Origin of the sequence: Aquimarina addita (assembly GCF_039539305.1) — a bacterium.
Lineage (GTDB): Bacteria > Bacteroidota > Bacteroidia > Flavobacteriales > Flavobacteriaceae > Aquimarina > Aquimarina addita.
In genome coordinates, this window is record NZ_BAABCW010000005.1 from 101,415 (window position 1) to 114,461 (window position 13,047).

The following is a 13,047-nucleotide window of genomic DNA, read 5'->3' on the forward strand; positions in this document are numbered from 1 at the left end:
AATCATTGCTCGTTCTAATTGAAGAACGAGCAATGATTATATTAAATAACAATTAACTCCATGTATAGTCAAAGAATTGCAAATAAAATTTTAATAGTGTTCTTCATTTTAACTACTGGTCATATATCCTTTGCACAAGGAAAAATCACAGGTAAAGTAATAGATGGCGAAACCAATGACGTATTACCCTTCGCAAATGTATCATTAAAAGAAAACAACACTGGCACCACTTCTGACTTTGATGGATTTTACGAGCTTTCTGTTGCCCCAGGCACTTATACTGTTATTTTTTCTTTTATTGGTTACGAAACAAAACAAGTTGTTGATGTTCAAATCAATAATGATAATGATATCATAGACCTTAACGTAACACTGAACGCGAGCGCAGCACAACTAGATGATGTAATAATCACTACGACTGTAAGAAAAAACACAGAAGAAGCCGTACTAACCCTTCAGCGTAATTCAGTAAAACTTATGGATGGACTTTCTATCGAGAGTATTAAAACTACAGGTGCCAGCAATATCGCTGCAGCAGTAAAAAATGTACCAGGAGTATCCGTTCAAGGTGGTAAATACGTATATGTAAGAGGTCTGGGAGACCGGTATACCAAAACTATTTTAAATGGAGTAGATGTACCTGGTCTTGATCCAGATAGAAACACACTACAACTTGATATTTTCCCAACTAACATACTAGAAAATATTTTAGTAGTTAAATCATTTACAGCAGATCAGACAGCTGATTTTACTGGTGGCGTCGTTGATATTATCACAAAAGATTTTCCGTCCAAAAAAGATTTCAGCGTTTCTGCAGGAATTGCATATAATGAAAGTATGCATTTTAATAATAACTACCTTTCGTATGAAGGAAGTAACACCGATGCTCTTGGTTTTGACGATGGTAACCGAGACAATCCTTTATCCAACCTCTCAGGAACCCTAACACTACCCCAGGTAGATGGAGAAGCTGCTAACATAAATACCTCTCTGTTTAATAGAACCATGGCGGCCGAAAGAAATAAAAGTTTTATGGATTTCAATATTGGATTTACCGCTGGAAACCAATTTACTATTGGTGATAATAAATTAGGCCTTTTTGGCTCTGTATCCTACAAAAATGAAACTACATACTTTGATGAGTATATCGATGGTCAGGTCTATAGAAAAAATGATCAGGATGCTTCTGTATTTGAATTAATTACTGATAGAACACAAAACGCAGAGTTAGGTACTAACAATGTACTTATTAGTGCACTGGGTGGGTTATCCTATAAAACTGACAAATCAAAATATAAAGTAAATATAATTCATATACAGAATGGTGAATCCAAAGCCTCTTTGCTTAATCAATCAAACTTTTCAGTGAATTCTAATAGAATAAAAAAAGATAATCTGGTCTATACTGAACGATCTATTACAAACTTGTTGTTAACAGGAAAACATAGTAACGAAGATGCTTCTTGGAACATCGAGTGGAAGGTTGCTCCTACTATTTCTAGAGTTTATGATAAAGATTTTAGATCGACACCATTTTTAATCCAATCTAATAATGATGGTTCTACCGATTTTGTTATTTCTCCTAGTGAAGCTGGAGATGCCAGTAGATTCTGGAGAGATTTAGAAGAGAATAACCTTGCTGGAAAACTAGATCTTTCTAAAAAGCACACATTATTTGGCAGAGATGCAAAACTCCTATTTGGTGGAGCCTACACTTATAAACAAAGAGATTTTAGTATTGATCAGTTTTCATTTCCATTTATTGGCTCCAATAGTGCTGACACCTTCAATGGTGACCCCAATGAGCTTTTAAGCCCTGATAATATTTTTAATCCAGATACTGGAGAAGGAATTTATGTAAGACGTGATTCTAATATATCTGACACCTTTGATTCTACTATACATATTGCCGCAGGCTATGTCTCAGAAGAATTCAAAATATCCGACAGATTAAATGCTATTATGGGGGTCCGCTTTGAAAAATTTGACTTAATATACACTGGTGAGCGGCAAGATGGATTAAGGTTTGACGAGGCAAAAATTCTTGATAAATCTAACTTTTTTCCCTCTGCTAACTTGATATTAGACCTTAACGAAGATGGTAATCAAAAACTAAGAGGATCTTATAGTAAAACTACAGCTCGTCCTTCTTTTAAAGAAGCATCAATTGCAGAAATTTTTGATCCTATATCGAACACATTTTTTATTGGCAACATCGATATCCAACCTACTTATATTGATAATATTGATTTGCGTTATGAAGTCTATGGAGCGTCTACCAATTTTTTTGCAATCAGTGCGTTTTACAAGAAATTTGATGATCCTATAGAGCTTAGTTTTATCAGAGAAGCAAGAGGACAATTAACCCCTCTAAACCTTGGAGATGCTTCCATATATGGAGCAGAAATTGAATTTAGAAGAAATTTAGGATTCATTTCCGGTTTAGAAAAATTTAATGTCACTACTAATTTTTCAATGATAGAATCTAATCAAAACTTTAGTGAGGATGAAAGAGACGCCAGAGAAGATAATTTAAGAGAAGGAGAAGAATTAGAGGATGGCAGAACCTTACAAGGACAATCACCATTCTTAGTGAACCTTGGTATTAACTATAACAACCAGGATACTGGTTGGCAGGGAGGCATTTTTTATAATGTACAGGGAAAAACACTACAAATAGTTGGAAACGGTGATATCCCAGATGTTTTTACACTTCCATTTCATAGTGTTAATATGAATATTAGTAAATCTTTTGGAGAGGATAAAAATTCTAATATCACCTTAAAGTTCTCTAATCTTCTTAATGATGATATAGAAAGTGTTTATCAATCCTATAAAGCCGAGGATCAATTATTCTCTAAATGGAGCCCGGGTCAGGAAATTTCTTTAAGCTATTCTTATAAGTTTTAAAATAAAAGACTAAAGAACTCAAAATTTACAAAGGATCCTCTTTATAGAAGATCCTTTGTAAATGTCTACCATTTTGGTGCCTATAATAAAGAGAATTATTATTCAGAATTTAACATTAGATGACCCATTTATATTTTTTAAATATAAATGGGTCATCTTTTTTCGCAGAAATAATTTACTGCCATATTGATTTTCAATGAACTCAAAAATTTACAAGTACTGGTTTTACAAATATTTAACGTGTTAAAAAAAGTTGATTGTAACGCAGATATTAATTAAATATTGTAATTTTATGGTCCCAAAATACTCTAAATATGAAAAAAATCTACCTACTACTTATTTTTATTGGCATTTTCAGTGTTTTCTGTACTTCAGAATTACAAGCACAATCTCCTTTATCCAAGGATGAACCACAAGAAAAAGTGCAAATATTCCCAAATCCAACTACAAGTTCTATCGTATATATTACATCTGAATCTGGTAAATCCAAGACAGTTTCTGTTTTTACTGCCTTAGGGAAGCAAATATTATTCAAAGTAATGACAACTAATGTTTTGGATATTTCTTCTTTAACTCAAGGTGTGTATGTATTTAGAGTTAAAATCGGCGATCACTCAAGCGTTCAAAAAGTAATTGTAAATTAATTTTTATACTTTAATTACAAAACGCTCTTTTTTTAAATTCAAATTAGAGTTATAAAGACACCTTTTTTATACCTTTGTTTCCTACGAATTCAGAGATACTTGTATTCATACACAGTTTCTTTTTTGTGAGAACCTATTGGAGTTTTTATATAATAAAATGACTCTGAATATTTTAATATTCTGACAGATAGAATGATGTATCAAACAATCTATAATATGATTCGGATTTAATACATTTTACTATGTTATCTGAAACGATTTTTACCATCCAGGATGAACACGATTTTGAAAAAACCGCAGTAAGGATCTTTCAGTATCAATATATTAACAACCCCGTTTATCAAAGGTTTTGCAATCTACTTGGTATTATCAAATCTTCTGTCAAACAAAGTAAAGACATTCCTTATCTCCCCATTGAATTTTTTAAACAAAAAAAAATCTTAAGTTCATTAGCTCCGGTTCAAAAAGTTTTTACCAGCAGTGGCACAACCAATAGTATTACAAGTAAACATTACATCAACGATCTTAACATCTATGAAAATAGTTTCAGAAAAGGGTTTCAGTATTTTTATGGGGACATAAAAGATTATACAGTTTTAGCACTTTTACCATCTTATCTGGAAAGAACCGGCTCTTCATTAGTCTATATGGTTGACACTTTGATCAAAGATAGCCTACAAGCCGACAGTAATTTTTATCTGGATGATATTGAAAAACTAGTGAATACCTTAAAAAAATTACAGCAGAATGGGAGAAAGACACTTCTCATAGGAGTTACTTTTGCTTTATTAGATCTGATAGAAAAGTACACGCTCCACCTTGACCATACGACTATTATTATGGAAACAGGAGGAATGAAAGGCAAAAGAAAAGAAATGATCCGTTCTGAGTTACATCAGGAACTTAGCCAAGGGTTTAACATCCCTAAGATCCATAGTGAATACGGAATGACCGAGTTATTATCGCAGGCATACTCTAAGGGGGATGGTATTTTCTATTGCCCGCCGTGGATGAAAGTATCTGTTCGCGACCCAGAAGATGCATTAACATCTTTTCCTGACGGTAAAACAGGAGGAGTTAATATAATAGACTTGGCCAATATCCACTCCTGTTCATTTATAGCCACTCAGGATCTCGGAAAAACGCATGCTAATGGTGGTTTTGAAATTCTAGGAAGATTTGATCATAGTGACATCAGAGGATGTAATCTAATGGCGTTATAATTTCTTAGTTAAAAAAATCTAAATTTTCATCTTTCCTGCAACAAGCTATATAAAGTTTCGTATTTGTAATAGAAGAGAAATAATAAAATAAAAGCGATATAAAATCATTTTAGAATTATTACCACACTAAAACTGTAATGTCTGTTTATTGTTTACGACTGAGTTAACGTATTAAAAAAACAGTATAAACTTGGTGTATGAAAAAGGTCATTATTTTACTATTATTCTTATTGAGTATTTCAGTAAATGCACAACAGATAGATTATAATACAAAAAAAGGAGTGATAGCAGAAGGGTATGATGTGACAGAATATTTTAATAACAAGGCTATAAAAGGAGATCATAAATACAGTACAACTCACGATAATGTAATCTATAAATTCGCAAGCCAGACGAACTTGGATATGTTCAAAAAAGATCCAGAAAAGTTCGTTCCTCAATACGGAGGATATTGTGCTTATGCGGTTGGAGCCAGTGGAGAAAAAGTAGATATAAATCCTAAAACTTTTGAAATACATGATGGAAAATTGTATTTATTCTACAATTCATGGGGAATAAATACATTAACAAAATGGACAGATGAAGGCGCTAAAGAATTAAAAAATAAAGCAGATGCCAATTGGCAGAAAATAAAAAATAATAAGTAAGTGTTTTTTCAATAATTGATTGGTTAGTTTGACAAAGCCTACTATGAAGAGATTCTAGTAGGCTTTGTTTTTTTTTGAATTCCAGACAGTATTTATAAACTAAACAACTCTGATTACAAAATAATTCTTTTTTCCTCGTTGTAATAAAATAAACTGATCATTAATTAACTCTGAAGTAGTAAGTATATATCCATCTTTGACCTTTTCTTTATTGACAGCAATAGAATTTTCTTTTAACGCTCTTCTTGCCTCTCCATTAGATTTTAGAAAGCCCGTTTGTTCTGCTAATGCTCCAATAATATCCAATCCATTTTTAATTACCTCTTCCGAAACTTCTGCTTGTGGTACTCCTTCAAAAATATCTAAAAAAGTAGCTTCATCTAAACCCTTTAAATCTGCGGATGTAGATTTCCCGAATAAAATATCAGAAGCCTTTATCGCATTATCTAAGTCTTGTTTTGAGTGCACTATTACGGTTATCTCATCTGCTAATTTTTTCTGTAATAACCTTTGATGAGGAGCCTCTTTATGCGTTTCAACTAGATCATCTATTTCTTCTTTTGTTAAAAATGTAAAGATTTTAATATATTTTTCTGCATCCTCATCGCTGGTATTTAACCAATATTGATAAAACTTGTAAGGTGAGGTACGTGCTGCATCTAACCAAACATTTCCACCCTCAGACTTACCAAACTTAGAACCATCAGATTTAGTGATTAAAGGACAAGTCAACGCATATCCCTTTCCGCCACCGATTCTTCTAATTAATTCAGTTCCTGTAGTTATATTACCCCACTGATCACTACCTCCCATCTGTAGTGTACAATCGTGCTCTTTGTATAAATGTAAAAAATCATATCCTTGCACTAATTGGTAGGTAAACTCTGTAAAAGACATTCCATCTGTAGACTCTGATGAAATTCTATTTTTTACAGAATCTTTGGCCATCATATAATTTACTGTGATATGCTTACCCACATCCCTTATAAATTCGAGGAATGAGAAATCCTTCATCCAATCATAATTATTTACAAGCACTGCAGCATTTGCAATATTACTTTCAAAATCCAAAAAGTGAGATAGTTGAGATTTTATAGCTTCCTGATTGTGTCGAAGTGTCTGTTCATCAAGAAGATTACGTTCTGAAGATTTACCAGAAGGATCACCTATCATACCAGTAGCACCACCTACCAAAGCAAAAGGTTTATGCCCCGCCCGTTGAAAATGTGCTAATAACATAATGGGCACCAGATTACCAATATGCAATGAATCTGCTGTAGGATCAAACCCTACATATGCAGCTCTCATAGTTTCCATAAGGTATTTTTCTGTTCCAGGCATTGCATCATGCAGCATACCTCTCCATTGTAGTTCTTCTATAAAATTTACCGCCATTGTAGTGTATTTCTATTTAGACGCGACAAATATAAAAATATGCATCATACAGAACTATGAATAAATAAGAAATCCTATTTTTTGAACTTTGACTTTACTTATTTTTTTTCCAGTTTTTCTAACAACTCTTTTGCGTTAAAAGCATATATTCCATTATAGGTAATGATTTTTTGTAAAATTAAAGCTGATGCTTCTGTATCTTCAAGCTTTAAATAAGTAAGTGCTCGAAACCAACTGGCGTGCTCATAATATTTACTCGTATCACTAATTTGTTGGAATTGTAACAAAGCATCTTGCTCCCTGCCAATATTTAAATAACTATTTCCTAAATATAACCTGTGTCTTTCATCCATAGTATCTTCAGAAATTTTTTCTAACACTACACTAACTTCTTCATACTTTTTCTCTCTGTATTTTTTTTGAAATTCATCTGATTCTTTCTGATCAACCCCTCTCGTTACATCCTCAACGGGATACGGTACGTAATATGCCGTATACAAATCCTGAGGGCTATCGTGTCGAGAAACCTGCCATAATAAGGTTCCTAAACTTATGATGAGTACTAAAGAGGCTGCAATTTTTAAAAAAGAAGAGAATCTAAAACCTGAAGTAGCAGTAGTATCCGCTTCTTCCTGAATCATTTCTTTCCTTATTTTTCGTATTTTTTCTGCAAAAGCAAGTGTATCCGTATCACTGAGCGCATCATGAAGTTCCCTGTGTTTTTCTACTTCTACCTGTAGTTCTTTATTAACAGCTAGTTCTTTTCTGAACGCTATCCCTTCTTCTTTAGATAAAGTGTTAGCAAGATACCCTTCTATTTTTTCAAATAATTCTTGAGTTCTTTCCATAATTTTTAAATATTCAGAAAATATCTTTTTTAATCATTGTTAATTCATGATACGCTGAATCCTTCTCTATCATATCCATCAAAGATTTCTTACAATCGAATTTTTTCTTTCGCGCATATCCCGATGAGTATTCAGTCATATCTGATATTTCACGCATCGTTTTTCCTTCAAACACCATAGTGAGTAATTCTCTGCAAGTATGGCTTAATTTCAAAAAATACCGTTGATATAATTGCTCGCGTTCTTTTTGCTCGATTTCCTCTAACAAAGAAACATCAATTTCCTCAGCATTTACCATATCACTACTCCCTACAAATTTCTTATTCCTCCTCAATCTATTTCTCCAAATGTTTTTACATATCGCATAAAAATAAGTCCGCAATGACGAATGAACTTCTAGTGTACCTGTTTTTAATTTTTGATACATCATAATAATTGCATCCTGAAAAACGTCTTCTGCGTCCGTCTCGTCACCAGAATTCTGAATAATGTACTTTCTGATGTAAGGATAGTTATTAGTATAAAACTCCTTAATCACCTGCCTATCGCCAGTAACAATACCTTCCATTATTTTACGCTCTCTGGTCGTACTCATATGTTAATGTAATCAAATAAAGAAATGTTACTATATAAATGTAAAATTCTTTGTAAAAATAACATTTTTAGTCACTTATTATTAACAAATAGATGAAACGAATATAATTTCCTTTTCTTATTGCTATTTTATATCTTTTATAGGAATCACTTCATCAAACCGGATCCATCTTCACACTGGTAATTAAGAATTTTAGGTTTTATATATGGGTAAATCCATTTTTCTGATAGCAATTGTTTATTTTAGTCTTATAGAATACAAACGATGATTTTAGTCACGGGAGCGACAGGTTTAGTAGGAGTTCATTTAATAAGTAAATTAGTTAATGAGGAACAACAAATCCGTGCTTTATATAGAACAACGATAAAAAAAGAGGCGGCTAAGAGCGTATTCCAGCAATCTACTATCTCTACTCAACGAGATGCATTTGATACCATCGACTGGGTTCAAGGAGAACTCAATGATATCCCATCCTTAACTGCAGCTTTTAAAAATGTAACAAAAGTATATCATTGTGCAGCATTCATCTCCTTCAATCCATTTGACTATAAGAAACTTCGTAAAATAAATATAGAAGGAACTGCTAATATTGTTAACCTAGCACTCATTCATAATATTGAGAAATTATGTTATGTAAGCTCTATTGCTACATTGGGAGAAGACACTATGTTATCTAAGATAGACGAGACCGCAACATGGAATCCAGAATCTTCCAATTCTGTGTATGCAATTACAAAGTACGGAGCAGAGATGGAAGTATGGAGAGGTATACAAGAAGGGCTCAATGCAGTTATTGTTAATCCTGGTATTATTATTGGCCCGGGTTTTTTTGACACTGGTAGCGGATATTTATTTAAGAGAATAAGCAAGGGAATGAAATACTATACAACTGGTATTGGTGGCTATGTGGCGGTACAAGATGTAGTTGATATTATGTATCAATTAACGCAAAGTGCTATTACAGCAGAAAGATACATTGTTGTGAGCGAAAACCTTAGTTATAAGCATGCATTTACTCTTATTGCAACATCAATTAACAAACCCGCTCCCACAAAAAATGTGTCTCCTTTTTTAATGAAAATAGCCTATTATTTTCAGTTTTTATCATCCATATTTTTTAGGACTAAACGATTAATATTCAAATCGTTCTTAAAAAGTGCCTATAATACTACAATATATGATAATCAAAAAATACAAAAGGAACTCGATTATACCTTCACCCCAGTCGACCAGGCGATTAAAGACACTGCTAAGGTATTTTTAAGTTGAATTTGATAAATCTTTAGTACGTATTCATTCTTTTTCAGCTTCTTTTAATTTATTTCTTAAAGCCTTGGCTTTGGATTTACGTGAAGATTCTTCTATATTTCCCTCATCAATCTCCTCTAAATTTTCTTCAATTTCCCTTTCTCTGATATCTTGGTCAACAGATGAACTAATGGTATCTTCTCCATCTTTTTGTTTATAAATAGAATCGTATACTTTCTGCAAGGAATCTTGTTGTTTTCTTAACCGATCTGTCAAATTTTTCGAATATTCAAGTGTATCTTTTACAGTTCTGAATATTCTGTCATAAGTCTTCAATTGACTAGCATACCAATGGTTATTTTCAGCAAAAGTTAGACTATCTATATTATATTTCCTAAGTATATAAGCCTCAGGATCAATATTTTCTAATTCAAATACTTTGCGATACGAACTTTTTGCAGCTTTTACAAATGCGATATCTTTTAAAATATCGATCATTTGTTCTTCTTCAATTAAATTCTCAGGCATTTTGGGGTTATCCAAGCTCTGGCAAGCAAAAATAAAAAGAAACAATACGCTATAAACAATACGCTTGGCTATCATCTTTCAAAAGTTAATCGTTTTGCATTTTTTATATCATAGAATTTAAAATTCTTATATACTAACCCTCCGTTAACAAACGTATGTGTAATTCTGGATCTAAAGGTAGTCCCTTCAAACGGCGACCAACCACACTTATACGCTATATTATCAGCATTCACTGCCCATGGTGCATTAAGATCTACTAATACTAAATCAGCAAAATAACCTTCTCTAATATATCCTCTTTTTTCGATCTCAAACAAAATCGCAGGATTATGACACATCTTCTCTACAATTTTTTCTAAAGAAATTTTATCCTGATGGTAAAATTCTAGCATAGCTGGTAAAGCGTGTTGTACTAAAGGACCTCCGGAAGGAGCCTTTGTATATACATTATTTTTTTCTTCTTTAGTATGTGGAGCATGATCCGTGGCAATCACATCTAATCTATCATCCAGAAGTGCCTTAAATAAAGCATCACGATCCTTAGCAGTTTTTACAGCAGGATTCCATTTGATAAAAGTTCCTTTTTCTTTATAATCCTGATCCGAAAACCAAAGGTGATGTATACATACCTCTGCCGTAATCTTTTTATCCTTTAAAGGAATTTTATTTGTAAATAATTCTAACTCCTTTGCGGTAGACAGATGAAAAACATGAAGCCTGGCTCCCGTTTTTTTTGCTAATTCAATTGCTTTAGAAGAAGATAAATAACAAGCTTCTTCACTTCTGATTATGGGATGCAATTCTATAGGTATATCGTCTCCGTACTCCTCTTTATATTTGGCCGTATTTTCTTTAATTGTATCTTCATCCTCGCAATGAACAGCTATCAAAAGATCTGTGGAGGAAAAGATTTTCTCTAACACCTCAGGATCATCTACTAGCATGTTACCTGTAGAAGAACCTAAAAAAAGTTTTAATGCTGCTACTTTTTTAGGATCTACTTTTAAAATTTCTTCCAGATTATCATTAGTCCCTCCAAACATAAAAGAATAATTGGCATAACTTGTCTTTTCTGCTATATCAAATTTTTCTTCCAGTTTCTCTATAGTTGTTGCTTGAGGATTGGTATTAGGCATTTCGATAAATGAAGTAATTCCTCCTGCCACCGCTGCCCTTGATTCTGTTGCTATAGTTGCCTTGTGCGTTAATCCAGGCTCTCTAAAATGTACTTGATCATCAATAACACCGGGCAATAAATATTTTCCTTCTGCATCATACACTTGTACATTAGGAGATTTAGCGCTGATCTGCGATGCAATCTCCCTGATAATACCGTTCTCTATATATACATCGCCATTAACGATGGTTCCTTCATTGACTATATTCGCATTCTTAATCAACACACTGCTTGTGATCATATTTCGTAACGATTAAATAAACTATTAAATTTCATTTTTAATACCCCAAAAATAGCTTCCGATATGATACCTTTGCTCATTTTTGAAGTTCCTCTTGTTCTATCTGTAAATATTACTGGAATTTCTTTAATTTTAAAATTCAATAAATATGCTTTAAACTTCATTTCAATCTGAAAGGCATATCCTACAAACTTGATCTTTTCCAGATTTATTTTTTCTAAAACCTCTCTTTTATAACAAACGAAACCAGCTGTAGTATCCTGTATATCCATTCCTGTTATAAAACGAACGTATCTAGAAGCACACCAAGATAACAACACCCTACTCATTGGCCAGTTGACCACATTAACTCCAGTGATGTACCTTGACCCAATTGCTAGTTGCGCACTACCTTTTGCGCAGGAATTATAGAGGCGAATCAGATCATTAGGATTATGAGAAAAATCTGCATCCATCTCAAAAATGAATGCATAAGATCTTTCTAAAGCCCACTTAAATCCAGTAATATAAGCTGTACCTAAACCTAACTTACCTTTTCGTTCTATTAAAAAAAGACGATCAGAAAAATCTGATTGTAGTTGTTTTACTTTTAGAGCCGTTCCATCGGGAGAGCTATCATCTACAATTAATATATCAAAATCCCGCTGAAGAGAGAACACATTTCTAATGATTCTCTCTATATTTTCAATCTCATCATAGGTAGGTATTATAACTACTGCATCTACCATGTACGCTTTTTTTTCAGGCAAATATAACTAAATAATTACTAGTTATATTCAGTTATTTTAACAGGAATAGCTGTTCTGATCTAAGTTCCTTTATATAACTATTATGGGTTCTTATTGTTGCAAAAAAGACTGACTTAAATTTTTTTTTATTTTTTATTTGCAAGTATATAAAAACATAGTTTAATTTTAACCTTCTTTAGGACTATGGAAATTATAACAAGAGACATAACATCGACTAATTGGATCACCATAGTGATGTTGATTTGTTTAGCATTATTGGCAACCGCCAGACTGGCAAATACAGTTCGATTCTCTGAATTTCTATTACTTTTTAATACTAACAAGTATATATTTGTTCACCAAAAAGGAAGTAAGTTATCCACTATTTTTAATGGAATTTTGATGTTAGTACAAGTACTCTCTGTCTCCTTACTCATCTATATTTGTTTTGAAGTATTGAACTGGCAAAAGGAAACCATCAATATGATCTTATTTTTAAAGATCGCTACCTTTTATTTAGTCGTACTGGTTTGCAAAATGTTAGTAGAAAAAATCGTTGCCACTATTTTCTCTATCGAACCTATTATAGAAGAGTATTTATTCTATAAAATATCGTATCGCAATTTTATGGGGATGTTATTACTGCCATTACATTTAGTTTTCTTTTATACAATAAAGCCAACTGCGATTATATTATTTATAATACTAGGCTTATTACTCCTTTCCAACCTGATTATGCTATTTTTTATATACAGAAAAAATGAAAAAATCATTTTAAACAACTTGTTTTATTTTATTTTGTATCTTTGCGCACTTGAAATCGCACCCTATTTTATACTATATAAGATAATTATATAACATAG

General features: G+C 32.6%; 12 protein-coding genes. 6 read left to right on the forward strand and 6 right to left on the reverse strand.

Annotated elements, in window-relative coordinates:
• The first annotated feature begins 60 nt into the window (after window positions 1-60).
• The 4 genes from ABD816_RS08105 to ABD816_RS08120 all read left to right on the forward strand — a co-directional run bounded on the left by ABD816_RS08105 (window position 61) and on the right by ABD816_RS08120 (window position 5,424).
• Window positions 61-2,910 (forward strand): TonB-dependent receptor, encoded by a 2,850-nt coding sequence (locus ABD816_RS08105; RefSeq protein ID WP_344926288.1) that lies wholly within the window; start codon window positions 61-63, stop codon window positions 2,908-2,910.
• A 314-nt stretch (window positions 2,911-3,224) separates the two neighbouring features.
• Window positions 3,225-3,554, forward strand: a complete 330-nt coding sequence (locus tag ABD816_RS08110; protein WP_344926291.1) for a T9SS type A sorting domain-containing protein — start codon at window positions 3,225-3,227, stop codon at window positions 3,552-3,554.
• Between the two features lie 242 nt (window positions 3,555-3,796).
• On the forward strand, window positions 3,797-4,777 hold the full coding sequence (locus tag ABD816_RS08115) for a LuxE/PaaK family acyltransferase (protein ID WP_344926293.1): 981 nt from the start codon (window positions 3,797-3,799) through the stop codon (window positions 4,775-4,777).
• Between the two features lie 197 nt (window positions 4,778-4,974).
• The gene (locus tag ABD816_RS08120) at window positions 4,975-5,424 is read left to right on the forward strand and encodes a YHS domain-containing (seleno)protein (RefSeq protein ID WP_344926294.1); all 450 of its coding nucleotides are present in this window, start codon (window positions 4,975-4,977) and stop codon (window positions 5,422-5,424) included.
• Between the two features lie 99 nt (window positions 5,425-5,523).
• Here the strand turns inward: ABD816_RS08120 and tyrS are convergent, their stop codons facing one another.
• From tyrS to ABD816_RS08135, 3 genes are all read right to left on the reverse strand, one after another.
• A complete protein-coding gene (gene tyrS / locus ABD816_RS08125; protein ID WP_344926295.1) occupies window positions 5,524-6,819 on the reverse strand; it encodes a tyrosine--tRNA ligase in 1,296 nt (431 codons plus the stop codon).
• 98 nt (window positions 6,820-6,917) lie between these two features.
• Entirely contained in the window at window positions 6,918-7,667 is a 750-nt protein-coding gene (locus tag ABD816_RS08130; RefSeq protein ID WP_344926297.1) for a tetratricopeptide repeat protein, read from the reverse strand.
• Window positions 7,668-7,680: 13 nt separating this feature from the next.
• Entirely contained in the window at window positions 7,681-8,262 is a 582-nt protein-coding gene (locus ABD816_RS08135) for an RNA polymerase sigma factor (RefSeq protein ID WP_344926298.1), read from the reverse strand.
• A 264-nt stretch (window positions 8,263-8,526) separates the two neighbouring features.
• Between ABD816_RS08135 and ABD816_RS08140 the strand changes: the two genes are divergently transcribed.
• Entirely contained in the window at window positions 8,527-9,531 is a 1,005-nt protein-coding gene (locus ABD816_RS08140; RefSeq protein WP_344926300.1) for an SDR family oxidoreductase, read from the forward strand.
• Window positions 9,532-9,555: 24 nt separating this feature from the next.
• Here ABD816_RS08140 and ABD816_RS08145 read toward each other — a convergent pair whose 3' ends face one another.
• The 3 genes from ABD816_RS08145 to ABD816_RS08155 are packed head-to-tail and all read right to left on the reverse strand — an operon-like array spanning window position 9,556 to window position 12,184.
• Window positions 9,556-10,113, reverse strand: a complete 558-nt coding sequence (locus ABD816_RS08145) for a DUF4296 domain-containing protein (protein WP_344926303.1) — start codon at window positions 10,111-10,113, stop codon at window positions 9,556-9,558.
• Window positions 10,110-11,456: a dihydroorotase gene (locus ABD816_RS08150; protein ID WP_344926304.1), complete on the reverse strand. Its 1,347-nt coding sequence runs from the start codon at window positions 11,454-11,456 to the stop codon at window positions 10,110-10,112. Before ABD816_RS08150 ends, ABD816_RS08145 begins: the two co-directional genes overlap by 4 nt.
• The gene (locus tag ABD816_RS08155) at window positions 11,453-12,184 is read right to left on the reverse strand and encodes a polyprenol monophosphomannose synthase (protein ID WP_344926305.1); all 732 of its coding nucleotides are present in this window, start codon (window positions 12,182-12,184) and stop codon (window positions 11,453-11,455) included. The genes ABD816_RS08150 and ABD816_RS08155 overlap by 4 nt, the downstream gene beginning before the upstream one ends.
• A gap of 204 nt (window positions 12,185-12,388) precedes the next feature.
• Between ABD816_RS08155 and ABD816_RS08160 the strand changes: the two genes are divergently transcribed.
• Window positions 12,389-13,042, forward strand: coding sequence for a DUF4271 domain-containing protein (locus tag ABD816_RS08160; protein ID WP_344926308.1), 654 nt, complete (start codon window positions 12,389-12,391; stop codon window positions 13,040-13,042).
• The last annotated feature ends 5 nt before the right edge of the window (window positions 13,043-13,047 follow it).